We start from the raw sequence: 25,555 nt of genomic DNA, 5'->3' as shown, positions 1-25,555 counted from the left end.
TCGCCGAAGCTTGTCACGCCCAGGGTGCGCAGATGGCGTTTACCTACCTAAACGACGCTCTGAAAAAGCGCGTAGAGCCGATCGCAGAGGAGTTTGGTAGCAAATTCGTCTATGAGCTCGACGTAAACAACCAAGCTCACCTGGACGGGCTTGCAGATCGCATCAAAGCAGATCTTGGCGAGATAGATTTCGTCGTGCATGCGGTGGCCTACGCGCCCAAAGAAGCGCTAGAGGGCGAGTTTGTAAATACTACAAAAGAGGCCTTTGATATCGCGATGGGCACGAGCGTTTATTCGCTGCTAAGCCTCACACGCGCGGTTCTGCCGGTGCTAAAAGATGGCGGCTCGGTGCTCACGCTAACCTACCTTGGAGGGCCGAAATTCGTGCCTCACTACAACGTTATGGGCGTCGCAAAAGCGGCTCTTGAAAGCTCCGTGCGCTACCTAGCTCACGATCTTGGCGCGCGCGGTATCCGCGTGAACGCCATCAGCGCAGGCCCGATCAAAACGCTTGCGGCAAGCGGCATAGGCGACTTTAGGATGATTTTACGCTACAACGAGGTAAACAGCCCACTAAAACGCAACGTCACGACGCATGATGTTGGCAACAGCGCGATGTACCTGCTTAGCGACCTAGCCAGCGGCGTGACCGGCGAGGTGCACTACGTCGACTGCGGCTACAACATCATGGGTATGGGCGACGTGGCGACCGACGCCGAGGGTAAGACGATCCTTGCGTGGGATGCAGCCAAGACCGAGTAAAACGACACGTAAAAAGGCAAAATTTGACGCGCGCCGCAAAATTTAAAGGTAGAAAATGAAAGATTACATCTGCGTATTTGATTGCGAGACGATCCCCGACGTAGCGGCGCTGGTGCGGGTGCTAGATGAGGATGCGATAGCGGGCTGCTTCGAGCCTTTCGATAAAAAAAGCTTCGCAAGGCTTCTTGACGCGCAGCTCTCGCAAAAGATCGGCGGCGAGAAGCAAAGCGCGTCTTTAAATTTTGCTGTAAATTCGGCGGAGCAGAATTTTAAAATAGAAAATTTCGAGCAAAATTCTGCACTGCAAAGCTTTACGCAGCAAGACGTCGCGTCTCAAAGCTTCGCCAGTGAAAATTCCGCTGAAAATCTCGCGCAGGGAAATTTTACGAGCGAAAATTTCATGTCGCAAAATACGGCGCCCAAAAATTCTGCGTCGCTAAATTTAACCTATGACGATACCGCGCCTCAAAGCTCCGCAGCGCAGAGCTCTGCGACGGAAAATTCTACTCTCCGAAGCCCTGTGCCTCAGAATTTCGCGGCGGAAAGCTCTACGCCTCAAAGCTCCGCATCCCAAAGCTTAAAGAGCGAAAATCTCGCTTCAAATTCCGCGCAAGATCTCGCGTTAAACGCGCTAAATTTTAAAATTTACGGCGAGCAATTGATCTTTAACGCGGATAAAAGCAAAATTTTAAACCACAAATTGCTCTCGCTTAGGGCGATGGAGATTTTCAAAGAAAAAACCGGCAGCGAATTCCTGCCCGTCTGCTTCCACCGCGTCGTTAGCATTAGCGCCGTGATGGCGGACGGATTCGGCAGATTTTTGCGCGTCTCGACGCTTGATGGCGAGAACGAGCGCGATAAAATCGCAAAATTCCTAGCCTTCATCGAGGATTTTAATCCGCGGCTAGTGAGTTTCAACGGGCGCGGGTTCGATCTGCCGATGATTATGGCGCGCGCGATGTGCTATGATCTAAGCGCCGCAGCGTATTTTGAGACGAACGATCGCGATAACAACAAGAGCAAATGGGAGAACTACCGCAGCCGCTACGACGGGCGGTTCCATCTGGACTTGCTCGATCACATCAGCGATTTTGGTGCCATTCGCGGACTCAAGCTCGATCATATCTGCGCCAGCGTGGGCCTTCCCGGCAAATACGACGTGCGCGGCGATCAAGTCCTGCAGCTGTATTACGCAGGCGAGCAGGCCAAGATCGACGAGTACTGCAGATCCGACGTGCTCAACACCTACTGGCTGTTTTTAAAATACGAGCTTTTGCGCGGCAAGATCACCAAGGACGATTATCTAAATTATATCGCGGTGATGGGCGAATTTTTGCAAAAAGAGTGCGCGGGCATGAGCTATACGCCCGTTTTTTGCGACTTTATAGAAAGGGAGCTAGCGGCATATGCGAAGTGAAATTTTTAAAATTTTAAAAGGCGCGGTTTTGGGTGCGCTATTTTTGGCCTGCGGCGCGGTCGCGGATGAGGCTAAATTTAAACCGATGCTGCTTAAAGAGTACGTCCCGGGCATGAATATCACGGGCTGGGTGATCAGCGAGAAGCTAGACGGCGTGCGCGCGATCTGGGACGGGCGTAATCTGCGCTCCAGACGCGGCAAGATCATAAACGCTCCTGAGGGCTGGAGCGCGGGCTTTCCGCCGTTTTTCGTAGACGGCGAGCTATACACGGCGCGCGGAGAGTTTGAACAGCTCGTTTCGATCGTCTCTTCTAGCGTGCCCGATGAGCGCTGGAGCAGGGTAAAATTTTATGCGTTTGACCTGCCGAAGGAGCAGAAAAACCTAAGCGCGAAGATGGAAATTTTAAGAAATTTTATCGCCTCAAGCGGCGCGCAAAATTTGCTCATCGTGCAGCAAACTCCGGTAAGCACGCACGCCGACGTGCAGGCGTATTTTGATCGCGTCATCGCCGCGGGCGGCGAGGGGGTCGTACTGCGCGATCCAAACGCGCTTTATGAGAGCGGGCGCAGCGATAAAATTTTAAAATACAAAAAGACGCACGATAGCGATTGCAAGGTCGTAAAAATCAACCCGGGCTACGGCAAAAACGAGGGTAAGATGGGTTCGCTTAGCTGCGTGGATCTACGTAGCGGGGTGAAATTTAAAGTAGGCACGGGCTTTAGCGACGAAATGCGGGCAAATCCGCCTAAGGTAGGCACGATCATCACCTATCAATACCAAAATTTAACCCGCGAAAAAAAGCCGCGCTTCCCCGTATTTTTGCGCGTGCGACCGGAGATTTAATCTAAGGGGCTATAATCGCGTATTTTGATAAATTTGATCCGAAGGAGAAGAGATGAAAATTTTAATCACAGGCGGCGCGGGATATATCGGCAGCCACGTTGCAAAGGCGCTTTTAGAAGCGAACCGCCACGACGTCGTCATACTGGATAATCTTTGCAAAGGCTCAATGCGAGCGATCGAGGCGCTTCGCGACGTGGGCGAGTTTGAGTTCGTGCAGGAAAGCCTAGAAAATACCCCCGCAATCGAGAAGCTTTTTGGGCGCGAGAAGTTTGATGCGATCATTCACTTTGCGGCGTTTATCGAGGTTTTTGAAAGCACGCAAAATCCGCTAAAATACTACCTAAATAACACCGCCAACGCGATGAATTTGATCGCGCTTGCGAACAAATACGGCGTGAAAGACTTCATATTTAGCTCCACGGCAGCAACCTACGGCGAGCCGGATATCCCACAAGTAAGCGAGGAAACTCCGCAAAACCCGATCAATCCGTACGGCAGAAGCAAGCTGATGGTCGAGTGGGTACTAAAAGATACGGCGGCGGCAAATCCGAATTTTAAATACGGAATTTTGCGCTACTTCAATGTGGCAGGCGCGGCTAGCGACGGCACGATCGGGCAAAACTACCCGAACGCGACACATCTAATTAAGGTTGCGACCCAAACGATCGTCGGCAAGCGCGATAAGATGAGCATCTTCGGCGATGATTACGACACCAAAGACGGCACCTGCATCCGCGACTACATCCACGTAGAGGACCTCGCAAGCGCGCATCTGGCAGTGCTTGATTATCTGCAAAGCAATGATAGCGCGGTCTTTAACGTAGGATATGGCACGGGCTTTAGCGTAAAAGAGGTCGTCAATGAAGCTAAAAAAGTAAGCGGCGTGGATTTTAAAGTGCAGATCGCTCCGCGCAGAGCGGGGGATCCTGCCTGCCTCATCTCAAACGCGGATAAAATTCGCACCAAAACCTCTTGGCAGCCTGAGCACGAGAGCTTGGATGAGATCATCCTAAGCGCGCTTAATTGGGAAAAAAAGCTCTAGGTTCTAGCGTGAAAGTGCGATTTGAAATTTTAAAATTTTACTCCGCCGCGTTTAATAGCGGCGAGCAAAAGGAAGCCTTGTTTGCTTAAAATTCTAAACGCCCCCGAAGCCGCGCAGCGCAAGCTCGGCGTCGTGCTATCGTATGTGAATATCTTTGTTTCTACGATACTTACTTTGGTTTATACGCCGTTTTTTCTGCGGGCGCTGGGGCAGAGCGAGTTTGGGCTGTATTCTTTAGCTAGCAGTGTTATTGGCTATTTGGCGATTTTGGATTTAGGCTTTGGTAACGCCGTGACGGTCTATACCGCCAAATACGTCTCAAGCGGCGAAGTGGAGCGCATGCATAAGCTGCACGGCACGATTTTTAGCGTGTATTTGGTAATGAGCGCGGTGATCGTGATTGCAGGAGCTGCGCTGCTAGCTAATCTGCACGCGATTTTTGGCGCTAAGCTAAGCGCTAGTGAGATGGGCGAAATTCGCATTATGCTAATGCTACTAACTGTAAATTTAGCGATTAGCTTTCCTTTTAGCATCTATTCGTCGATCCTTACGGCGCATGAGAATTTCGTATTTATCAAGCTAATTGGGATCTTTCGTACGATCGCTCTGCCACTAGCTGCGGTGCCTGCGCTACTTTTGGGATATAAGGCTATCGCGATCGTAATCATCGCTACGGCGGTAAATTTAATCTGCGTCGCGGCAGATTTCATCTACTGCAAGCGTAAAGTCTCGCCCGTGATAAGCGTGCGAAATTTCGACGCCTCCACGCTTAAGCAAATTTTTGGCTACTCGTTTTTTATATTTTTAGGCATCGTAGTCGATCAAGTAAACTGGAATGTCGATAATTTTATCTTAGGCGCGGTCGCAGGCGCTACAGCGGTCTCCACGTATGCCGTAGCAAGCACAATAAATGCCACTTTCGTCACGCTTTCGCTCACCATTAGCGGCGTAATGCTTCCTAAAATTGCCAAAATGGTTTCTGCCAACTCCACTGATTCCGAGCTTAGCGCAGAATTTATCAAAATAGGCAGGTTGCAATTTTACGTGATATTTTTTATCGCGTCGCTTTTGGTGATTTTTGGGCGGGAGTTTATCGTGCTATGGGCTGGCGCAAATTATGAAATTTCATACGCGATCGCGCTTATTTTGGTGCTTCCAGTAAGCGTGCCGTTGATTCAAAATTTAGGCCTAGCCGTGCTTCAGGCAAAAAACAAAGTCAAATTTCGCTCAATCGCCGCGTTTTGCGTCACGCTCGTAAATATCGCTATTTCTATCCCGCTAGCTAAGGCTTACGGTGGCGTGGGCGCTGCGTGCGGCACGGCTTTTGCTATCACCTTGCTAAATATCTGCGTGATGAATATCTACTATGCTCGTGTAATCGGACTTGACATCGCTAAATTTTGGCGAAATATCGGCGCGATGGTAGTAAAATTTGCTCCTGCAATCGCAGCAAGCCTAGTGATAAATTATGCACTAGGCTTGCATGGAGTGAGCTTTTTGCTAATTTGCGGCGGGCTTTATTCGGCTATGTTTGTGCTAAGCGCGTATTTTTGGGCGATGAATGACTACGAACGCGCGATTTTTGGCGGAATTGCGGCAAAGATAAGGAGGCGGGCTTGAGCTTCAATGTAATTAGCGAAGTAGTTACGAAAGACCGCTGTATCGGCTGCGGCGTCTGCGCGAGCAGCTGCCCTTTTAGCGTGCTAAAAATGCGGCTTGGAGGCAATGGATTTTACGCGCCCGAGGAGGGCGAAGGGTGCCGCGACAAATGTGATATTTGTCTAAAAGTCTGCCCATTTTACGAAAAAGACATGCTTGAAAATGAGCTAAATTCTAAATCATACTCAGAGCTGGAAAGCTTTGGTCCTGATTTTGGCAGATTTTTAGCCACTTACAAATTCTACAAAAAAGATGAAGCGCAGCGCCTAAGCAGTGCAAGCGGCGGCGCGGGAGATTATATTTTTCGCGAGCTTTTTGCGCGCGGGCTCATAGATTACGCGATTTGCGCCGTGCCTGCGGACGAGGGGGATTTTATAGCCCAAAATCCCAAGCGGGATTTTTCTGCCTGCAATAATTTAGCGCAGCCACAGAATTTGCAAAATTCCGCAACCAAAAATTCCGAACAGAATTCCGCAATTCCGAATTTAACGCAGAATTTGGCGGATGATGATTCTATAAATTTTACGAGTACGCAAAATTCCTTTTGCGAAAATTTTACGCAGAATTCCGTGCAGAATTTTACAAATGAAAATTTCGCGCAGAATTCTAAAGCTTCTTGTAAAAATTCCGTATCAGTGCAGAATTTTGCTTGCGAGAATTCTAAAAACACGCGAAATTATACGGGCGAAAATTCCGTGCCGCTATTTAAATTTAGCGTGATAAAAAATGCCGATGAGCTTACTCGCGCGCGCTCGTCCGCTTACTATCCGCTCACGCTTGAAACAGTGCTAAAAGAGATGTCGCGCCGTGAGGGCAGATACGCGATTAGCGCGCTGCCGTGTTTTGCCAAGGCCTTAAGGCTTGCTGCGAGTAAAAATCCGCGCCTTAAATCCCGCATAAGCTTTATTATTGGGCTGGTTTGCGGACAGGGCAAGGGTGCTGGTTTTACGCATAAGCTGGCAGATCTTGCGTTTAAAGAGCGTAAGCAGCTCGCGGCGGTTAATTACAGATATAAAATCGCGGGCAAAAGCGCGATGAGCTTTGGCTTTAAATTCAGCGCTATAGACGGCAGCGAGGCGATAGATGATCGCAGTAGTAGCGCCTTTGCGTACTGGAGTTCGCGCGCTTTTACGCCTCTTGCGTGCAACGCCTGCACCGACGTTTTTGCCAAATGCGCCGACGTCGTGCTGATGGATGCGTGGCTACAAAGCGAAATAAGCGAGTGGCGCGGCACATCGCTCGTAATTACGCGCACAGCTCAGATCGACGCGCTGTTTTCGCAGCCTACGAAGCAGGCACGCGAGGCGATTTTTTGCGAGCGGATATCCGCAGCGGAGGTGCAGCGCTCGCAGCAAAGCCAGGTGGAGTGCAAAAACGAAATTTTCTACGGCGCGAAAAATCCGCTTAGGCGTTACATCTTGCGCCAGAAGCTTCAGATCCAGCGATATAGCGCTACGCATTTTGATTGTGATGATTTCATCGCTGCTAGGCTTAAAAAAATTGCCGCTGCGAATAAAGTGCTAGCGCTTTTGGCGCTACCAAAGATCGCGGCATATAAAATTTATAGGAAGTTTGCATGAAGATCGGGATTTTTACCCTGCCGCTAGTAAATAATTACGGCGGAATTTTACAAGCTTATGCGCTAAGTCGCGTGCTAATGGGGCTAGGGCATGAGCCACGTCTCATAAACTTGCGCCTGCAAAGAAGTAAACTATCGATTGCGTATATTAAATTTTTAATGGCATGCGCACTTAAAAAGGAGCTTTGCGGCGCGAAATTTAATCCCTCTTACGAGCGCGATACTAGCGAGTTTGTAGCGGAAAATATTCCTTTAACCGCGCCTGTTTGCACGCCTGCGGATTTAAAAGCGCTGTGCGAGAAAGAACGCTTTGAAGCGGTGATTTTAGGAAGCGATCAGGTTTTTCGTCCTAGCTATTTTGCGGATTTTGCAGATTGCTTTAGCCTTGGATTTTTGCCGCCTAACTGCACGCGGATCGCCTATGCTGCAAGCTTCGGCGGAGATAGGCTCTGTGGGCTTAAAAATCCCGCAGATTTAAAAGCTCACGCTGCAAATTTGGCTAAATTTAAAGCTATTTCGGTGCGTGAGTGCGATGGTGTAAAGCTTGCACGCGAATGCTTTGGCGTAGATGCGCACTTGGTACTGGATCCTACACTTTTGGCTAACAAAGAGATTTACGATAAATTTTTAAGCCATGCACCGCAGCGCAAGGGTTTTGCCTATATCCTAGATCCATCGCCTCGCTCTGAAGCGGCGATAGAGCTACTAAAAAAGCAAAGCGGCCTAGAGATATATGAGGTGAACGACCGCGGCAACCGCATCGGCATAAAAGCATGGTTAAGCGCTATTGCGGGCGCGGAGTTTGTGCTAACCGACTCATTTCACGGCTGCGTATTTTCCATAATCTTTAATAAGCCGTTTTTTGTGCTCGTTAATGCCAGTCGCGGCGCGTCGCGCTTTAGCTCGCTTTTGGGCTCGTTCGGGCTTGAAGATAGAGCTTTGCAAGATCCCAAAGACGCGCGGTTGGACGCGACTATCGATTGGGATAGTGTAAATGAGGCGTTGCGCCGTAAAAGAGAGGACTCGATGAAATTTTTAAAAACAAGTTTAGGCTCATAAAATGAAAATAGCTATGGTAATTTCTGCTTTAGGCAAGGGCGGTGCCGAGCGCGTGCTAAGCGTGCTGGCAAATTTTTTCTGCCGCGAGAATGAAGTCTGTGTGATAAAATTTGACGCAGACGAGCCGTTTTACGCGCTAGATCCTAAGATCGAGCTTATTAGCTTGGATTTAGGAGTAGGCGATTTAGGAGTATTTGGCAATATAAAAAAGCGCTACGATAAAATTTTAGCCTTGCATAGGCTTCTAAAAAGTCGTAAATTTGACGTAGTAATCTCATTTTTAGATAATACCAATGTCCTTACGCTTATCGCAAATCTAGGAGTCGGGCAGAAAATCATCGTCTCCGAACACACCAATCATCGTTTTTTAAAAAGTCCGATCTGGCGAGCTCTCAAGCGGATCTTTTATCCGAGGGCTGCAGGTCTTAGTGTGCTTAGTAAATTCGATCTGGATCATTACACATATGTGCAAAATCGCGTGATTATGCCTAATCCGATGTTTGAGATCAGCCATGCTAAAGAGGCCCGCCCGCCTAAAGAAAATATCATCCTAGCAGCCGGCCGGCTCAATGTCTATAAGGGCTTTGATGTCCTTCTTAAGGCGCTTGCGCTTATAGATTTCAATCTTTTAAAAGAGTGGAAGGTGGTGATCGCAGGCGACGGAGAGGAGCGAAAGAGCCTTGAGAGTCTAGCTGCGAAGCTGCGCTTAAATGTGCAGTTCATCGGCTTTGTGCGCGATATCGAGAGCCTTTACGAGCGTGCTAAAATCGTAGTCGTAACCTCCAAGATGGAGGGCTTTTGCAATATTTTGATGGAGAGTATATTTTTCGGCACCGCTAGAATTTCTACAGATTGCATCGCAGGTCCTAGCGAGCTTATAAGCGACGGCGTAGATGGGTTTTTGTGCCCTGTAGGCGATAGCGCGAGCATCGCTAAAAAGCTTGAAATTCTAATGAGTGACGAGAAGCTACGCGAGCGGCTCGTGCAAAACGCCTCCAAGCGTGAGGAGAGCTTTAAAATTGAAACGATCGGGCGACGCTGGCTGGATTTCATAGCCGCTACGATACACAGGGAGGAATAATGAGCGCAAATCCCCTAATCTCGGTCATCATTCCCGTTTATAATGTCAAAGAATTCCTGCGCGCTTGCGTGGAGCGCATTACGGCTCAGACCTATACGAACTTAGAAATTTTGCTCGTAGATGATGGCTCAAATGACGGCAGCGAGGCGATTTGTGACGAATACGCTGCACGTGATCCTCGTGTGCGAGTGCTGCATAAGCTAAATGGCGGGCAGGCTAGTGCACGAAACGCTGCTTTAGATGTCGCTCGCGGGGAGTTTATCAGCTTCGTAGACAGCGATGATTTGATAAGCTTTGATTTGATTGAGACGCTTTTTTGCCTGACGCAGAAATTTTGCACCAAAATCGCTATGTGCGGCTACACGGCATTTAGCGACGAGAGCGAAATAAATAATTTCAAGGCGGCTTTGAATTCTAAAGAAAATCAAAATTCTAAAGAGATTAGCAATCCGGGAAGGATCGTAAATTCAAATGCCAGCGCAGGCGAATACAAAATATCGCCGCAAGAGCTTTTTAGACGCAGCTGCACGCAGGATCCGTATTTTAGCACCGCGGTTTGGCGCGCGCTGTTTGCTCGCGAAATTTTCACTGCTTTGCGCTTTCCTACGGGGCAAATCTATGAGGATGTGGCGATATTTTTTGATATTTTTAACGCTTCTATTACGGCGTGCACGGATGAAATTTTATATTTTTACCGCGTAAGGGCGGGCTCGACCGTAAACTCATTTGCGCGCAGGCATCTAGCGGTCATCGCTGCGGTGCGCCGCTATACTGAGGCGATCGCTGCGAATTATCCAAGCTTGGCGCGTGAGGCTAATTTTACTCGCTGCGAGTCCGCGCTGAATACGGCGTTTTTAATCATCAAATCAAGCTTTGATCCTGCGGGCTTGGATGGAGATGCAACTTTTCCTTCCGAGGCTAATACGTGCAGCTTAGCAAACGAAGCGGATTTGCGCGGTGCTGATAGTTTATCTTGCGCATGCGGTAAAAATTCCGCATTTAAAAATTCCTCCGAGCAAAATTATATGCGAAATTCCGAGCAGAATTCTGCGTCGCAAAGAAAGATCGCAGATCCCCGCTCTCCTTTAAGCGCTGCAGAAGCTGTGGATCAGATCCGCTCACTGCACGCTTTGGTGCGCGAGCGGCTGGATTTTGGATTTTTCGCGGCGCATGCAAGCCGCACGCAGACGCTGATGATGGTCTTGTTTTACGCTAGCCCCGCGCTTTTGCGGCTATTTTATAAAATTTATCGGAAGCTAAAATGAAAATTTTATTCGTCATCGCAGCTCTTAGAAACGGCGGCGCCGAGCGCGTGCTGCAGGTCTTGGCGAACCATTTTGCGCGCGCAAACGACGTTACGATCGCGATTTTGGAAAACGACGAGGGCAGGTATAAATTTAGCGAAAAGATAAAATTTTTGCATCTAGATGTTTATAAAAACGGCGGCAGGTTCGATAAATACAGAATTTTGCGCGAGTGTTTCAAGCGCGAGCGCCCAAGCGTCATCATCAGCTTTATGGACTGGACGAACGTAGCGTGCGTGATCGCAAATTTCGGACTTAAAATTCCACTCATCGCGACCGAGCACAACGCGCACGATTATCTGCGAAGCGGGCTTTTTAGCCGCGTGCGCGATCTGTGCTACAAAAAAGCGGACGCGCTTACGGTGCTTACGCGTTCGGACTTTGAGTACTATTCGCGATTTGTCAAAAACTGCTTCGTCGTACACAACCCCTTTTTCGGCGAGATTGATGGCGCTAAAAGCACTAAGCGAAACGTGATCTTAAGCGTCGGCAGGCTCGAGCCCGTCAAGGGGTATGAAATTTACTTTGACGCGTTAAGCAGGATCGATAAAAGCCTGCTTGCGAAGTGGGAAATTTTAATCGCGGGCGACGGCTCGCTGCGCGAAAGCTTGCGCGAGCTCGTGGCGCGGCTTGGGCTTGAAGTGCGATTTTTAGGGCACAAACAGGACGTGAGCGAACTGTATAAAGAAGCCAAAATTTTTGTGCTCAGTTCGCTTAATGAAGGGCTTTCGAACGTGCTGATCGAGTCTGCATTTTACGGCTGCGCACGGCTTAGCAGTGATACAGCGGGTGCAAAAGAGCTCATAAAGGACGGCCTTAGCGGCATTTTGTTTAAACGCGGCGATGCGAATGAGCTTGCGAGCAAGCTTGAAATTTTAATGAGCGATGAGGCACTGCGAGACGCTCTCGTGCAAAATGCAAATGAAAATTTAGACGAGTTTTCGCAAGAGCGCATCATTAAGCTCTGGCAGGGCTTGATCGATCAGTTTGCGCGCAAATAGCAGCCGCTTATCGATGCCCTAGGGCGCGCAGGGATTAAATTTAAACTTCGGTGTGCTAAGATAGGCTCTTGCGTCCGAGCGTATCGGCGCGGCTAAATTTACAAAGCCGCATCGCGCGATGAAATTTTGCCCGCTTGGAGGTAGCGCAAAATGCGCTAAATTTAAACAGATTGCGCGGCGCATGCTCGCATAAAAAGGCGCGAGCAAAGCTTAAATTTATAGCGCGGCAGAAATTTAAAAGGTAAAGGGATGAAGAAATTAAGCGTTTTTATCTATTCGATGGGAGGCGGCGGCGCCGAGCGCGTCGTAAGCAACCTCTTAGGCGAGCTTACGGCACGCTATGAGGTACATATGGTGCTGATGAACGATAGAATTTTTTATGAAATTCCAAGCGACGTGCAGATCCATTTCATCGAAAAATCAGCCCCCTTTGAAAACGGGCTGCTGAAGCTTGCAAAGCTGCCGTTTTTGGCGCTGCGCTACAAAAAGCTATGCGAGCGCTTAGGCATTGATATTCACTTTGTTTGGATGAACCGCCCGTGTTACGTGGCGGCGCTGGCGCGAGTTTGCGGATTGGGCGGAACGATGATTTTTAACGAATGCTCGACGCCGTCGGTGCTGTATAAAGATGCGAGCTTCAAATCCAAAATTTCAAAATTTTTGCTGCGCAAGCTCTATCCGAAGGCCGATTTTATCTTCCCCAACTCGCTTGGAAATTTGCGCGATCTGGCGGATAATTTCGGGATTGATGAGTGCAAGATGAGCGTGCTGTATAATGCGATCGATTTAGATGAGATCGGTCGCAAAGCAAGCGAGCAGGTCGCGCAGGAGCGGTCGTTTTTCCTAAGCGTCGGCAGGCTCGATGCGGGTAAAAACCACGCGCTTTTGATCCGCGCGTATGCAAATTTAAAAAATAACGACAAAGACCTGCTGATCTTGGGCGACGGCGTGCTGCGAGCAGAGCTTGAGGCCCTGATAGAGGAGCTGGGCTTAAGCGGTCGCGTGAAGCTTTTGGGCTTTGACGCAAATCCGTATAAATATATGGCTAGATGCTATGCGTTCGTCTTCGTAAGCCTTTTTGAGGGGTTTTCAAACGCGCTCATCGAGGCGCTTGCGTGCGGCAAGCTCGTAATTTCAAGCGATCATCAAAGCGGCGCGCGCGAGCTTATGGGGCAAAGCGAATGGGGCGTGCTAGTGGGCGTAAACGATCTAGAAAGCACCCAAGCGGCGATGCAAAAAGCGCTGGATGATGAAAATTATGTAAAATTTTATGAGAAAAAGGCTAAAATTAGAGCCTCGTTTTTCGATAAAAAACGGATAGCAAGCGAGCTGATCGCAAAAATAGAACAAATTGACGAAGGAAAATAGGCGTGGGTGAAGAAAAAAAGGCTTTTAGCGTTAGAGAGATCGACGAAGGATTGGACGATCAAAAAGGCGCGCAATCAATGGGTGCCGACAAAGCTGCCCTAAGCGAAAATTTCGCTAGTGGGGGAAATTTTGACGCAGAGTATTCCGCAGGCGGTGGAGAGAATTTTAACGGCGAAAATGCCGAGCTTAAGGGTAGCGAGGATACCGCGCCTCAGAGCGATAACAATTCCGCGCTTGATGCAAAAAATTCTGCGAGCAAAAATTCCGCGCACGCCGGCGTTAAAAATTTAAGCGACGATCAAACGCGCGCTGTTTCTGCAAAAATGCGAGCACAAAAAAAATCCAAAAAGGCTAAAAAATTAAGCGGACGAAATTCTACCTCGGTAAATTCTGAAAATTCCGCAGGCACAAATTCTACAAACTCAAATTTAAAGGGCGCTACAAATTCCACGAGCAAAAATTCTACAAATAAAAATTCCGCAAAAGCCGCTAATTTGGCTAAATTTAAAAATGCGAATTCCGCAAGTGCTTTAAATTCTACAAACGGCATAAATTCTGATAATTCTAAAAGCCCCACAACGGAAAATTCCCAGAATTCTAAAGATCAGGCAGCTGGCGCGCTTCCTGCTAGGCGCAGAATTTTTGGCTTTATAAAAAATTATGAGTTCTCCAAGCATATTTTGCTGATGATTGTGTTCGCGTTTGTCTTTAGCGTGGCGTTTCGCATGTGGTGGGTGCATTGGGCGAGCGGCTTTCCGAATTACTTTTTTTGGAACGGCGAGCTGATGATAAACACCAACGACGGCTACGCCTTTGCAGAGGGCGCGCGCGATCGCCTCGCCGGCTTTCATCAGCCCAACGATCTTAGCTACTTTAGTGCACCGCTTTCGATCGTGACGGCGTTTTTGGCTGAAATTTTGCCCTTTAAAATCGAGACGATCTTCGTTTATCTGCCGGCTTTGTTTAGCTCGCTCATCGTAGTGCCGATCTTGCTGATCTCAAGCGAGTTTCGCTGCATGCGTGCGGGCTTCATCGGCGCGCTTGTCGCGAGCGTGGCGAATAGCTACTACAACCGCACTATGGCGGGGTATTACGACACCGATATGCTAAATATCGTGCTTGCGATGTGTATTTTGTGGGCGCTCATCCGCATTTGCACGCGCGGCTCGCGCAGCACGCTGTTTTGGCTGGGCGCGTTTACGATATTTTATATGTGGTGGTATCCGTCCAGCTTCTCGCTAAATTCCATGATGCTCGCCATGTTTTTCGCCTACACGCTGATTTTCAAGCGAAAAAGCAGGGTGAATTACGAAGCGATGATTATCTTTTTGATCGCGCTTTGTTCCACGCCTTTGGTAGCTAAAATTTTAATCTCACTTGCGCTATTTTGGCTCTTTGCGTTTAGAGGAAAGCTATTAAATTTTAAAATTTTAGCGATTATCGGTGCGCTTGCCATAGTCTTTTTCGTCGCAAACGGAGGTCTTAGCCCGATCATCTTTCAGGCGAAATTTTATATCTTCCGCTCCCTTGCGGACAACGCCGATACGGCATTTCATTTTTTCAACGTCAATCAAACAATCCAAGAATCGGGCATCGTGCCAACTAATATCTTTATGGAACGCATCAGCTCGCACGTCGCGGTTTTCGTGATCGCGACGATCGGATATTTAGTGCTTTGCTTTAGGCATAAAGAATTTTTGCTCTCGATCCCGCTTCTGCTTTTGGGCTTTGCGGCGAACAAAGCAGGCCTTAGATTTACGATCTACGCCGTGGGCGTGATGGGGCTGAGCTTCGGATATATTTTGTATTTTTGCGTAAAGCGCTTGGATCTGCCAAAGATCGCGGGGCGCGCGATACTGCTTATTTTGACGGCGCTTGCCATTTACCCCGCATGGCAGCACATAGTTTCGTACAAGGTCGATACGGTCTTTTATCAAAGCGAGGTGCGGGTGCTTGACGAGCTCAAAGATAAGGCGCAGCGCGAGGATTACGCCCTTTCGTGGTGGGACTACGGATATGGCATACGCTATTACAGCGATGTAAAGACCCTCATCGACGGCGGCAAACACCTCGGCAACGATAATTTCCCCGTTAGCTTTGCGCTTTTTAGAGATCAGATGAGCTCTGCAAATATGGCGCGCCTAGATGTCGAATACACCGAGCGCGGATATAGCGAAAAAATTCCAAACAAGCTAAAGCAAATTTTAAAAGATTATAACGCCACGGACGTAAATGACTTTATCTTAAGCTTAGGACTGGCTGATTTTAAGCCGCCGAAGCCTACGCGCGACATCTATTACATCTTGCCCGATCGTATGATGAATATCTTTCCCGTCGTCACGCAGTTTTCAAACATCGACATCACCGACGGCAAGCAGCTGGGCGAGCTGTTTTTCATAACGAGCGATAGGTTCGTTCAGGATCAAAGCGGCGTGCATATGGACAACGGCTTTTCGATCTCACCGAGCCTTTTAAATTTAGAGTATAGCGGCAGAAAATTCGCGATCAATACCTTTTACGAAACAAGCTACGACGCGAACGGCAAGCTTGCGGTCAAGGAGTTTAATATGGACAGCAGCGCGCAATTTTACGTGATTTTCATGCGCGATTACGGGCGATTTTTGCTGCTAGATAAGACGATGCTAAACTCAAGCTACATTCAGCTTTTTGTATTTGAAAGATATAGACCCGAGCTATTCGAGCCTGTGATCTTAAGCCCTGCTGTGAAAGTTTATAAATTAAAGCGCTAGATAAATTTTGCCGCAAGCTAAGGAGAAATTTATGAAATTTAATCTCGCAACGCCAAACAAGGAATGCAGCATATGGCTCGCATAGGGTTTTTAAGCCATGCCGATATGAGCTTACATTTCTTTCGCCGCCCGATAATGCAGGCTTTAAAAGAGCGCGGGCACGAGGTTTTTGCAATTGCTCCTCGCGGCGCTTATACGCAGGATTTAGCGCGTGATTTTAATGCCATAACCTACGATCTTGATCGAGCGAGCCTAAATCCGCTTACCGTATTTAGCAACACCAAAGCCCTTGCGCGCGAGCTAAAGAGGCTAAATTTGGACCTGCTGCAAACAGCCGCGCATAAATCAAACGTGTTTGGTACACTGGCGGCTCGAGAGGCGGGTATAAAATATGTGATAAACTTAGTCGAGGGGCTGGGCAGCTTTTATATCGACGATGATATTAAAACAAGGCTTGTGCGAGCGGTTTTGGAGAAGCTTTATAAATTTTCATTTTCGCAGGCGGATGCTTGCGTATTTGTAAACGATGCCGATCCCAATTATATGCTATCTCGCGGGCTTATTGCGAAGCAAAAGGTCATAAGGATTAAAAGTGTAGGCGTAGATGCTGAAAGATTCAACCCCGAAACCGTTAGTGCGGCGGATCTGGGCGAGGATTTGCACGGCAAAAAAATCGTGCTGATGATAGCTCGCGCGATGTGGCATAAGGGCGTGAGAGAATTCTACGAAGCAGCAGAAATTTTAAAAGATCGATCGGATGCAAAATTTGTCTTTGTGGGCGAGGGTTTTGCGGGCAATAAAAGCACCGCTGATCCTGCGTTTTTGCGAAGCGGTGCGGTGCATTATCTGGGTGCCAGAAATGATGTGCCAGAGCTTTTGAAGGCTAGTTACCTGCTAGCACTTCCTAGCTACAAGGAGGGCTTTCCGCGCACGGTTTTAGAGGCGATGAGCATGGCGCGAGCCTGCGTGGTAAGCGACTGCAGCGGTTGTGTCGAGGCGGTGCAAGATGGCGTCAACGGTTTAATATGCCGCACTCGCGACGCGGGTGATCTTGCGCGAAAGATCGAAATTTTATTGGACGATGCTGCGCTTTGCGAGAGGCTCGGGCAAAACGGACGCGAGATGGTGCTTGCAAATTACGACGAAAAGATCGTCACGGAAAAATATTTAGAGGTTTATAGGAAATTTATCGATGTATAGGTGTTTTTTAAAGCGCGCGCTCGATTTTACGGCGGCTTTGGTTTTGATCATTTTGGTTTCGCCCGTGATGGCGCTTACGTGGTTCTTGATCCGCAAGCACATTAGCAAAAGCGCGATTTTTACGCAATCTCGCCCTGGGCTTGACGAGCAAATTTTTAAAATTTACAAATTTAAAACGATGAGCGACGAGCGCGGTGCGGACGGCGAGCTTCTGCCCGACGAAGCGCGGCTGAACGATTACGGCAAAAAGATCCGCGCGCTAAGCCTGGATGAGCTGCCGCAGCTTTTTAACGTGCTAAAGGGCGATATGAGCTTCATCGGGCCGCGCCCGCTGCTGATCGAATATTTGCCGCTTTATTCGCCGCAGCAGCGTCTGCGACACAGCGTGCGCCCGGGCATCACGGGGCTTGCACAGGTAAACGGTCGCAACGCAATCAGCTGGGAGAAAAAATTTGAGTTCGACACGTATTACGCGCAGAATTTAAGCTTCGCGCTCGATCTTAAGATCGCGCTTTTGACGATTAAAAAAGTGCTTGCAAAAGAGGGCGTGAATAAAGAGGGTATGGCGACGACGGAGAAATTTAATGGGCACAACTAAAATTTACGTTTACGGCGCGAGCGGACACGGGCTGGTGGTCGCCGACGTCGCGCTAGCTGCGCGTGGAGCTAAATTTAGCGAGGTCGTTTTTTTAGACGACGCTGCGGGATTGAAATTTAGCAAGGATCTGCCGAAGCACCCCGTAATAATCGCAATCGGCGATAATAAAACCCGCGCAAAGATACAAGAGAGGGTAGCGCGCGCAGGTTTTGAGATAGCGACGCTAATTCATCAAAGCGCCATCGTTAGCCCAAGCGCCGTCATCGGCGAGGGTACGGTCGTAATGCCCGGCGCCGTGATAAACGCGCGAGCTAAAATTGGTCGCGGCGCGATAATCAATTCAGGCGTCGTAATCGAGCATGAGTGCGAGATCGGCGAGTTCGCGCACATTAGCCCAAACGCAGCGCTTGCGGGCGGCGTGAAAGTGGGGGCGTTTTCGCACATTGGAATCGGTGCCAGCGTCATTCAGAGGCTAAGTATCGGGCAGTGCTGCATAATCGGCGCGGGCGCTGTAGTGGTGCGCGACATAGCTAGCGACAGCGTAGCCGTAGGCGTGCCTGCTCGCGTGATTAAAAAAAATGGCTGAATTTAAAATTTATAGCATTAAAAGTGATAAAATCCGAGCATTTAAATTTTATGCCGAAAGCTAAATTTAGCCTTGCGACGCGCGAGGTTAAATTTAAAGATCAAGGAAGGATAGAGATGGCAAGAGTATTTTTAAGCCCGCCGAATATGGGTGGCGATGAGCTTGAGTATATAAAAAAGGTATTTGAGAGTAACTATATCGCGCCTTTGGGCGAATACGTTAATCGCTTTGAGGACGCAGTGAAGTCCTATACTGGCACGCGCGCTGCACTGGCACTAAACGCAGGCACGGCGGCGCTTCATCTAGCGCTTCGCTGCAGCGGCGTAAAGGACGGCGACGTGGTGCTTGGCTCCACGTTTACCTTCATGGCGTCGCTAAATCCGATATTTTACGAGCGCTGCGTGCCGGTGCTGATAGACAGCGACGAGAGTTGGAATTTAAGCCCGAAGCTGCTTAAAGAAGCGATCAAAAAATCGCCGAAAAAGCCAAATGTGCTCGTCGTTACGCATCTTTACGGACAGGCTGCGAAGATGGATGAAATATGCGAAATTTGCGCGAACGAAGGCATTGATGTTATCGAGGATGCCGCAGAGGCGCTGGGCGGATTTTATAAGGGTAAAGCATTAGGCGGTATCGGAAAATGCGGCGCGCTAAGCTTTAATGGCAATAAAATCATCACTACTTCAGGCGGCGGCATGCTGATCTCAAACGATGAGGAGCTAGTGGCTAAGGCTAGATTTTTAAGCACCCAGGCGCGCGAGCCGCTGCTTCACTACGAGCACAAGGACTACGGCTATAACTACCGCTTAAGCAACGTCTTAGGCGCTATCGGCGTAGGTCAGATGGAGGTCTTGCCGCAGCGCGTAAAGAGAAAACGCGAAATTTTTAAAATTTACGAGGATCTGTTTAGAGGCACCGACGTAGAGTTTATGCCCGAAGTAGAAGGCGGCGAGGGCAATAGATGGCTTACAACGCTATTATTTAAGAAAAAAGACGCTCATCTAAAGGTAATCGATGCGCTAAATAAAGCCGATATCGAATCTCGTCCGCTTTGGAAGCCGATGCATCTGCAAAGCATCTTCGCAGGCGCGCTTAGCGTAGTTGACGGCACGAGCGAGGATATGTTCAGTCGCGGCATCTGCCTTCCTAGCGGCACCGATATGAGCGACGAGACGATCGAACGCGTCGTAAAAATCGTAAAAGAAAACATCTAATGCTGTTAAAACCCACTAAATTTAGCCGCTTCGCGTTTTTTTTGCTAGGAGATATTTTTATCTCGATCCTCTCCGTTTACATCGCGTTTTTGCTGCGATTTAGCGGAGATATACCGAACGAATTTTATAAAGGCGCGCTGCTTAGCGCCTCGAGTCTTACTGCGATTAAAATTTTCTATTTTTGGTTTTTGCGGATCTATTTAGTTCCGTGGAGATTTTTCGGGCTATACGAAGCAAGAAAGCTCTTCTACGCGCACGTGATGGCAGCGCTTACCTTTTTAATCCTGTTTTTTCTAGCGAGTAAAATTTTTAACCCATTCCCGCGCTCGGTCATCATCATCGATGCGGCGATCTCGTTTATTTTAATCGGTGGGATTAGAATTTCAAAGCGGATGTTTTTAAGTGAGAAGAAAAATATCACGAATAACGAGCCCTGCATTGTCGTAGGCGCTACGAGCAAGACCTTTCACGTCCTAAAAGGTATGCGGCAAAAATATATCAACTACTATCCGGTGGGCGTCGTGGACGGGCGGGCAGAGCTAGTAGGGACCTATTGCGAAAACTACGTAGTCAGAGCCAAGAGCGAAATTCCGCAGATGATCAAAGACAGCGGCGCCAAAACCGCGATCATCGCATTGGCGCTGTATCCGGACGAGCTAAAACAGCTCTACGACGAGCTTTTTGCATACGGGCTAAAGGATATTAAACTCTTTTCGCTTTTGGAGGATGAGAGCAAAAAGATCCGCGACGTATCGATCGAGGATCTGCTCGCGCGCAAGCCCAAAGACCTCGACACCAAGGCGATCGAAAATTTTATCAAAGACAAGATCGTGCTGGTAACGGGCGCGGGCGGCACGATAGGAAGCGAAATTTGCAAGCAGTGTTTAAAATTCGGCGCAAAGCGTCTTATCATGGTCGAACACAGCGAGTTTAATCTCTACTCGATCAACGAAGCTACGGGCGCGGACGCGCGTAACGAGCTAAAGATGATAAACGTCGTTTATCGCCATGAGCTGGAGGAGGTTTTTGCAGAATTTCGTCCCGAGGTAGTCGTGCACGCAGCGGCGTATAAGCACGTGCCGCTATGCGAATTTAATCCGCATTTAGCGGTCAAGAACAATATCGTCGGCACAAAAAATGTAATCGATCTGTCCAAAAAATATGGCGCGAAAAAGGTCGTTTTGATCTCGACCGATAAGGCGGTTCGGCCGACGAACATTATGGGCACTACGAAGCGTATCTGCGAGCTTTACGCGCTAAATTCCAACAACGCGGCAAGCGACACGCAGATCGTAGCGGTGCGCTTCGGAAACGTGCTCGGCTCAAGCGGCAGCGTCATCCCTAAATTTAAACGCCAGATCGAAGCGAACGAGCCGCTTACCGTTACGCACCCCGAGATTACGAGATATTTTATGCTCGTTAGCGAGGCGTGCCAGCTCGTGCTTCAAGCCGCCTCTATCGCGCAGGGCGGCGAGCTTTTCGTGCTGGATATGGGCGAGCCCGTAAGGATCGCCGATCTTGCCAAGCGAATGCTGCAGCTTGCCGGTAAGGAGGAGCTTGGCATTAAATTTGTCGGTCTGCGCCCAGGCGAGAAGCTTTATGAGGAGCTTTTGATCGACGAAAACGACAAGAGCACGAAGTATCAATCAATCTTCGTAACCCACTCCGCAAAATACGACCTGAAAGAGCTAAGCTCGCAGATCGAGGAGCTTAGCGAGTGTGAGGACGCGCAGGTTGCGGATAAGCTAAAGCGCATCGTGCCCGAGTTTTCGCACCGATTAAACGATATGAAGGGCACGGCTTGATCGGTATCGTGGATTACGGCGCGGGCAATATCCGAAGCGTGATGAACGCGCTTAGTTTTTGCGGCGCTAAATTTACTCTCGCGCGCAGCCCTGAGGAGCTTTTGAGCTGCGATAAAGCTCTGCTTCCGGGCGTTGGCGCATTCGGCGAGGCGATGGATAGGCTTTGCGCAAGCGGTATGGACGAAGCGATTAAAGAGTTCGTCGCAAGCGGCAGATATTTTTTAGGCATCTGCCTAGGGATGCAGCTTCTGTTTGAACAAAGCGAAGAATTCGGCGCGCGTAGCGGGCTTGGAATTCTACCCGGTCGCGTCGTGAAATTTGACAAAACGAAATTTAATATTCGGGGGGCGGAATCCAGGTCCGAAAATATAAAATTTAGAAAAAATACAAAATTTAGATCGGGCGAGGCGGAATTTAATTCAGACGGGGCAGAGCCTGGCGAGCGCTGCGGGCAAAATTCCGCTCGCGCCGAAAATCTAAAGATCCCACACGTCGGCTGGAACAGCGCGCATTTTATCAAGCGCTCGCCGATAAACGGGGGCTTAGGCGAGTTTGAGTATCTGTATTTCGTGCACTCCTACCACGTCCTTTGCGCGCGCGAGATCACGCTTGCGAGCACGTTTTACGGCTATGAGTTTGCAAGCGCGATTTGGCGCGAAAACGTATTTGCCTTTCAGCCGCATCCCGAAAAAAGCCACGATGCGGGCATAAAAATCATTAAAAATTTTACGGAGCTGTGATGGAGATTTTCCCTGCGATCGATCTGAAACAAGGATGCGCCGTGCGCCTTAGCAAGGGCGAGATGCAAAGCGCAAAAATTTATTCCAATGACCCCTGCGAGCTAGCCAAAAAATTTGAAGATCTCGGCGCTAAATGGCTGCATCTGGTTGATCTCGACGGCGCGTTTGCTGGCGAGGCGGTAAATTTCAAAGCTATCGAGCGGATCGTAAAAAGCACTCGCTTGCGCGTCGAAGTGGGCGGCGGCATCCGCGACGAAGCGCGCATAAAGGAGTATTTGAGCTTGGGCGTCGATAGATTTATCCTGGGCTCGGCGGCGCTTAAAAATAGAGATTTCGTAAGGAGAATGGCGAAGCTTTACCGCATAGTCGTGGGCATAGACGCAAAAGACGGGCTCGTAGCGACCGAGGGCTGGGCGGAGCTAAGCTGCGTAAAAGCGACCGATTTGGCGCGAGACTACGCGGACGCTGGCGTTTGCGCGATCATCTGCACCGACATATCGCGCGACGGGATGCTAAGCGGCGTAAACGTAGAATTTAGCCGCTCTATCGCGAAAGCTTGCGGCATCGATACTATCGCAAGCGGCGGCGTGAAAGATATGAACGACATAATCGCGCTAAAAAACGCAGGCTCTATCGCAGGCGTCATCGTCGGCAAGGCGTATTACGAGGGCACGCTCGATCTTAAAAAGGCGTTTGAAGCTCTATAAAAACGCCCTAGCGTAAGCAAAGTTTGAACTAAATTTTAGTAATATGCAAATTTTAAAATTTAAAGGCGATGTGAGGCGATGAAAGATTTTTTTTATGAGATGATCGTAAAAAGCACGAATGCAAGCGAACTTTTTAAGAGCTTTGCGTTTGAGCTCGGCGTTACCTGTGTCGAAGAACGCGGCGGGCATTTCATAATTCGCGACGAAGAGGATCTGCAAAATTTAAAATTTGCGTTTGAAGAGTTTAAAAAGGCGCTCGCGCGCTCTCTCAATTTAGACGCCGATCTGCAGATCGAAATTTCAAAGAAGCCTAATATCGATTGGATCGAGCAGTATAAAAAAGGCGTCGCGCCCGTGGCAGTCGGCAAATTTTACGTCCGTCCGAGCTGGTGCGAAAGATCGCAAGATTGCGCGCTAATCGATCTGCTGATCGATCCTGCGCTGGCGTTTGGTTCAGGTCATCACGAAAGCACCAATATGTGCCTGGCGCTGCTTAGCGAGCTTGCTCGCGATGGCATGAGCGCGCTTGACGTGGGCTGCGGCAGCGGAATTTTAAGTATCGCGATGAAAAAACTGGGCACAAAGGTAAGCGCCTGCGATACCGACGAGCAGGCGGTGGCCGCTACGCACCAAAACGCCGAGAAAAACGGCGTGCAGATCGATCAAATTTGGCTCGGCAGCGTTTCAAACTTGGGTGAGCAAAGCTCAAGCGTAGCCGCGCAGCCGCAGTTTGATCTCGTCGTCGCAAATATAATCGCAGACGTGATTTTGATCCTAAGCGCGGATCTGAAAAAAGCGTTAAAACCCGGCGGCAAGCTCGTGCTGTCGGGAATTTTAGAAAAATATAAAGATAGGATAGAGCAAGCCTTTTCGGATTTAAATTTCGTGCAGATGAAAAAGCAAAACGAATGGCTTAGCTTCGTTTATGAAAGGAAAATATGAATAACAACCCAAATAATCAACCCCCCCAAAACGGCGGCGGAAACAATTTTTTTAATAAAAATCCGATCGGCGTTTTTATTATTTTTGCGCTTATTTTGATAGTCGTGTTTAAAGCGATATCCCCAAGTGGCGGATTTGATAGCGGTGGAGTGCTGGGCTCCGTCTCGGGCGAGAGCAGAAACGTAACTTACTCCGAGCTAAAATCGCAAATCAAAAACTCTCAAGTAAGCATGGTTTCCATTGGAAGCTCCACGATTAAAGCGCAAGTCGGCAACGTAATCTACACCGCCAAGCGCGTGGATGATCCCGAGCTAGTTCAAATTTTAGAATCGCGCAAAATTCCATACGGCGCGTATAACGAGAGTAACTTTTTGACCGATCTGCTCTTTAGCTGGGTCTTGCCGCTCGTGATTTTCTTTGGAATTTGGATGTTTTTGGCCAACCGCATGCAGCGCAATATGGGCGGCGGCGTGCTCGGCATCGGAAGCTCTAAAAACCTAGTAAGCGCCGAAAAGCCGAAGGTCAAATTTAGCGATGTCGCGGGCGTCGAAGAGGCGAAAGAGGAGGTTAAGGAGATCGTAGATTTCTTAAAAAACCCCGAGCGATATATCAGCCTCGGGGCTAAAATTCCAAAAGGCGTGCTTTTAGTGGGTCCTCCCGGTACGGGTAAGACGCTGCTAGCCAAGGCTGTCGCGGGCGAAGCGGACGTGCCGTTTTTTTCGGTATCGGGCTCGAGCTTCATCGAGATGTTTGTAGGCGTGGGCGCTAGCAGGGTGAGGGATCTGTTTGATAACGCTAAAAAGCAGGCTCCGGCGATCGTTTTTATCGACGAGATCGACGCGATCGGCAAAAGCAGAACCGCGGGCGGCATCGGCGGAGGTAACGACGAGCGCGAACAGACGCTAAATCAGCTACTTGCCGAGATGGACGGCTTCGGCTCGGAATCAAGCCCGGTGATCGTCCTTGCGGCTACCAACCGCCCGGAGACGCTTGATGCGGCGCTTCTGCGTCCGGGCAGATTCGATAGACAGGTTTTGGTCGATAGACCCGATTTTGACGGCAGAATGGCGATTTTAAAGGTGCATATGCGCGACGTTAAATTTGCCCGCGACATCGATATCGAAGAGATCGCGCGCCTTACCGTGGGCTTTGCGGGAGCCGATCTTGCAAATATCATCAACGAAGCCGCGCTTTTAGCGGGTCGCGAGGCAAAGGCGGAGGTCGAGCAAAAAGACCTACTTGAAGCGATCGAACGCGTCGGTATCGGACTGGCTAAAAAATCGCGCCGCGTAAGCCCGATCGAAAAGCGAATCGTCGCCTACCACGAAAGCGGCCATGCGCTCATCGCCGAGCTTACCAAAGGCGCGATGCCGGTATCTAAAGTAACTATCGTGCCGCGCGGATTGAGCGCTGCGGGATACACGCTAAATTCGCCATTTGAAAATAGATATCTGCATCAGCGCCATGAAATTTTTGCTGAGATCGATACGTTTTTGGCAGGGCGCGCGGCGGAAGATGTGTTTTTGGGCGAGATCACCGACGGCGCGGGCAACGATTTGCAGCGCGCTACTGATATGCTTAAATTTATGGCTACTCAGGTCGGAATGACCGAGGCGCTCGGGCTTGCGGTGCTAGAAAAGCAGCAGTATTCCTTCCTAAACGGCGGACAGAGCATCAAGGATTACAGCGAGGTAACGGCGGTTAAGATCGACGAATATGTTCGCAAGACGCTGGATGAGCGCTATGCGGCGGTAAAAGAGACGCTAAGGACCTACGCTCCGGCGATCGAGGAGATGGTGAAGGCGCTGTATGAGAAGGAGACGGTCTCTGGCGAGCAGATCGTGGAGATCATCTCTAAATTTGAAAAAGATAACGGTATGCCTACCCGTCTGGTGCGA

Annotated in this window: 21 protein-coding genes; all 21 read left to right on the top strand. The window is 49.2% G+C overall.

What is annotated here, in order from left to right:
• The coding region (gene fabI / locus Q0144_RS09490; protein ID WP_298063681.1) for an enoyl-ACP reductase FabI at positions 1-761 on the top strand (761 nt) is incomplete at its 5' end.
• A 55-nt stretch (positions 762-816) separates the two neighbouring features.
• Positions 817-2,178, top strand: coding sequence for a ribonuclease H-like domain-containing protein (locus Q0144_RS09485; protein ID WP_298063679.1), 1,362 nt, complete (start codon positions 817-819; stop codon positions 2,176-2,178).
• Positions 2,168-3,022 carry a DNA ligase gene (locus tag Q0144_RS09480; RefSeq protein WP_298063676.1) on the top strand — a complete coding sequence of 285 codons (855 nt, stop codon included), beginning with the start codon at positions 2,168-2,170 and terminating at the stop codon, positions 3,020-3,022. Before Q0144_RS09485 ends, Q0144_RS09480 begins: the two co-directional genes overlap by 11 nt.
• A 52-nt stretch (positions 3,023-3,074) precedes the next feature.
• Complete coding sequence (gene galE / locus Q0144_RS09475; RefSeq protein WP_298063675.1) at positions 3,075-4,064, top strand: UDP-glucose 4-epimerase GalE; 990 nt, start codon at positions 3,075-3,077, stop codon at positions 4,062-4,064.
• An 81-nt stretch (positions 4,065-4,145) separates the two neighbouring features.
• Positions 4,146-5,684 carry an oligosaccharide flippase family protein gene (locus Q0144_RS09470; protein ID WP_298063672.1) on the top strand — a complete coding sequence of 513 codons (1,539 nt, stop codon included), beginning with the start codon at positions 4,146-4,148 and terminating at the stop codon, positions 5,682-5,684.
• A complete protein-coding gene (locus tag Q0144_RS09465; RefSeq protein WP_298063670.1) occupies positions 5,681-7,303 on the top strand; it encodes a Coenzyme F420 hydrogenase/dehydrogenase, beta subunit C-terminal domain in 1,623 nt (540 codons plus the stop codon). The genes Q0144_RS09470 and Q0144_RS09465 overlap by 4 nt, the downstream gene beginning before the upstream one ends.
• Positions 7,300-8,361 (top strand): polysaccharide pyruvyl transferase family protein, encoded by a 1,062-nt coding sequence (locus tag Q0144_RS09460; RefSeq protein ID WP_298063668.1) that lies wholly within the window; start codon positions 7,300-7,302, stop codon positions 8,359-8,361. Before Q0144_RS09465 ends, Q0144_RS09460 begins: the two co-directional genes overlap by 4 nt.
• A 1-nt stretch (position 8,362) precedes the next feature.
• The gene (locus Q0144_RS09455; protein WP_298063666.1) at positions 8,363-9,442 is read left to right on the top strand and encodes a glycosyltransferase family 4 protein; all 1,080 of its coding nucleotides are present in this window, start codon (positions 8,363-8,365) and stop codon (positions 9,440-9,442) included.
• Positions 9,442-10,707 carry a glycosyltransferase gene (locus tag Q0144_RS09450; RefSeq protein ID WP_298063664.1) on the top strand — a complete coding sequence of 422 codons (1,266 nt, stop codon included), beginning with the start codon at positions 9,442-9,444 and terminating at the stop codon, positions 10,705-10,707. The genes Q0144_RS09455 and Q0144_RS09450 overlap by 1 nt, the downstream gene beginning before the upstream one ends.
• Positions 10,704-11,747, top strand: coding sequence for a glycosyltransferase (locus Q0144_RS09445; RefSeq protein WP_298063661.1), 1,044 nt, complete (start codon positions 10,704-10,706; stop codon positions 11,745-11,747). The genes Q0144_RS09450 and Q0144_RS09445 overlap by 4 nt, the downstream gene beginning before the upstream one ends.
• A gap of 249 nt (positions 11,748-11,996) precedes the next feature.
• Positions 11,997-13,115, top strand: a complete 1,119-nt coding sequence (locus tag Q0144_RS09440; RefSeq protein WP_298063660.1) for a glycosyltransferase — start codon at positions 11,997-11,999, stop codon at positions 13,113-13,115.
• Between the two features lie 2 nt (positions 13,116-13,117).
• Complete coding sequence (locus tag Q0144_RS09435; RefSeq protein ID WP_366111474.1) at positions 13,118-15,865, top strand: STT3 domain-containing protein; 2,748 nt, start codon at positions 13,118-13,120, stop codon at positions 15,863-15,865.
• A gap of 72 nt (positions 15,866-15,937) precedes the next feature.
• Positions 15,938-17,065 carry a glycosyltransferase family 4 protein gene (locus tag Q0144_RS09430; RefSeq protein ID WP_298063657.1) on the top strand — a complete coding sequence of 376 codons (1,128 nt, stop codon included), beginning with the start codon at positions 15,938-15,940 and terminating at the stop codon, positions 17,063-17,065.
• Entirely contained in the window at positions 17,058-17,663 is a 606-nt protein-coding gene (gene pglC, locus Q0144_RS09425) for an undecaprenyl phosphate N,N'-diacetylbacillosamine 1-phosphate transferase (RefSeq protein WP_297918852.1), read from the top strand. The genes Q0144_RS09430 and pglC overlap by 8 nt, the downstream gene beginning before the upstream one ends.
• Complete coding sequence (gene pglD, locus Q0144_RS09420) at positions 17,650-18,249, top strand: UDP-N-acetylbacillosamine N-acetyltransferase (RefSeq protein WP_298063654.1); 600 nt, start codon at positions 17,650-17,652, stop codon at positions 18,247-18,249. The genes pglC and pglD overlap by 14 nt, the downstream gene beginning before the upstream one ends.
• 116 nt (positions 18,250-18,365) lie before the next feature.
• Positions 18,366-19,463 (top strand): UDP-N-acetylbacillosamine transaminase, encoded by a 1,098-nt coding sequence (gene pglE / locus Q0144_RS09415; protein ID WP_298063684.1) that lies wholly within the window; start codon positions 18,366-18,368, stop codon positions 19,461-19,463.
• Entirely contained in the window at positions 19,463-21,268 is a 1,806-nt protein-coding gene (locus Q0144_RS09410) for a nucleoside-diphosphate sugar epimerase/dehydratase (protein ID WP_298063652.1), read from the top strand. Before pglE ends, Q0144_RS09410 begins: the two co-directional genes overlap by 1 nt.
• Positions 21,265-22,008 (top strand): imidazole glycerol phosphate synthase subunit HisH, encoded by a 744-nt coding sequence (gene hisH / locus Q0144_RS09405; protein WP_298063650.1) that lies wholly within the window; start codon positions 21,265-21,267, stop codon positions 22,006-22,008. The genes Q0144_RS09410 and hisH overlap by 4 nt, the downstream gene beginning before the upstream one ends.
• Complete coding sequence (hisA, locus tag Q0144_RS09400; RefSeq protein ID WP_298063648.1) at positions 22,008-22,715, top strand: 1-(5-phosphoribosyl)-5-[(5-phosphoribosylamino)methylideneamino]imidazole-4-carboxamide isomerase; 708 nt, start codon at positions 22,008-22,010, stop codon at positions 22,713-22,715. The genes hisH and hisA overlap by 1 nt, the downstream gene beginning before the upstream one ends.
• A 78-nt stretch (positions 22,716-22,793) precedes the next feature.
• Positions 22,794-23,657, top strand: a complete 864-nt coding sequence (locus Q0144_RS09395) for a 50S ribosomal protein L11 methyltransferase (protein WP_298063646.1) — start codon at positions 22,794-22,796, stop codon at positions 23,655-23,657.
• A partial coding sequence (gene ftsH / locus Q0144_RS09390; RefSeq protein ID WP_298063644.1) for an ATP-dependent zinc metalloprotease FtsH occupies positions 23,654-25,555 on the top strand: 1,902 nt, incomplete at its 3' end. The genes Q0144_RS09395 and ftsH, both read left to right, overlap by 4 nt.

The sequence above is a fragment of the uncultured Campylobacter sp. genome, assembly GCF_938045345.1.
Lineage (GTDB): Bacteria > Campylobacterota > Campylobacteria > Campylobacterales > Campylobacteraceae > Campylobacter_B.
Note: the sequence above shows the minus strand (reverse complement) of the source record. Positions and strands in the feature narration are given on the sequence as shown.

Excerpts from the sequence above, each read along its gene's own strand:
- Q0144_RS09485 (WP_298063679.1), top strand. The coding sequence starts at position 817 with ATGAAAGATTACATCTGCGTATTTGATTGCGAGACGATCCCCGACGTA.
- Q0144_RS09480 (WP_298063676.1), top strand. The coding sequence starts at position 2,168 with ATGCGAAGTGAAATTTTTAAAATTTTAAAAGGCGCGGTTTTGGGTGCG.
- galE (WP_298063675.1), top strand. The coding sequence starts at position 3,075 with ATGAAAATTTTAATCACAGGCGGCGCGGGATATATCGGCAGCCACGTT.
- Q0144_RS09460 (WP_298063668.1), top strand. The coding sequence starts at position 7,300 with ATGAAGATCGGGATTTTTACCCTGCCGCTAGTAAATAATTACGGCGGA.
- Q0144_RS09455 (WP_298063666.1), top strand. The coding sequence starts at position 8,363 with ATGAAAATAGCTATGGTAATTTCTGCTTTAGGCAAGGGCGGTGCCGAG.
- Q0144_RS09450 (WP_298063664.1), top strand. The coding sequence starts at position 9,442 with ATGAGCGCAAATCCCCTAATCTCGGTCATCATTCCCGTTTATAATGTC.
- Q0144_RS09445 (WP_298063661.1), top strand. The coding sequence starts at position 10,704 with ATGAAAATTTTATTCGTCATCGCAGCTCTTAGAAACGGCGGCGCCGAG.
- Q0144_RS09440 (WP_298063660.1), top strand. The coding sequence starts at position 11,997 with ATGAAGAAATTAAGCGTTTTTATCTATTCGATGGGAGGCGGCGGCGCC.
- Q0144_RS09430 (WP_298063657.1), top strand. The coding sequence starts at position 15,938 with ATGGCTCGCATAGGGTTTTTAAGCCATGCCGATATGAGCTTACATTTC.
- pglC (WP_297918852.1), top strand. The coding sequence starts at position 17,058 with ATGTATAGGTGTTTTTTAAAGCGCGCGCTCGATTTTACGGCGGCTTTG.
- pglD (WP_298063654.1), top strand. The coding sequence starts at position 17,650 with ATGGGCACAACTAAAATTTACGTTTACGGCGCGAGCGGACACGGGCTG.
- pglE (WP_298063684.1), top strand. The coding sequence starts at position 18,366 with ATGGCAAGAGTATTTTTAAGCCCGCCGAATATGGGTGGCGATGAGCTT.
- Q0144_RS09410 (WP_298063652.1), top strand. The coding sequence starts at position 19,463 with ATGCTGTTAAAACCCACTAAATTTAGCCGCTTCGCGTTTTTTTTGCTA.
- hisA (WP_298063648.1), top strand. The coding sequence starts at position 22,008 with ATGGAGATTTTCCCTGCGATCGATCTGAAACAAGGATGCGCCGTGCGC.
- Q0144_RS09395 (WP_298063646.1), top strand. The coding sequence starts at position 22,794 with ATGAAAGATTTTTTTTATGAGATGATCGTAAAAAGCACGAATGCAAGC.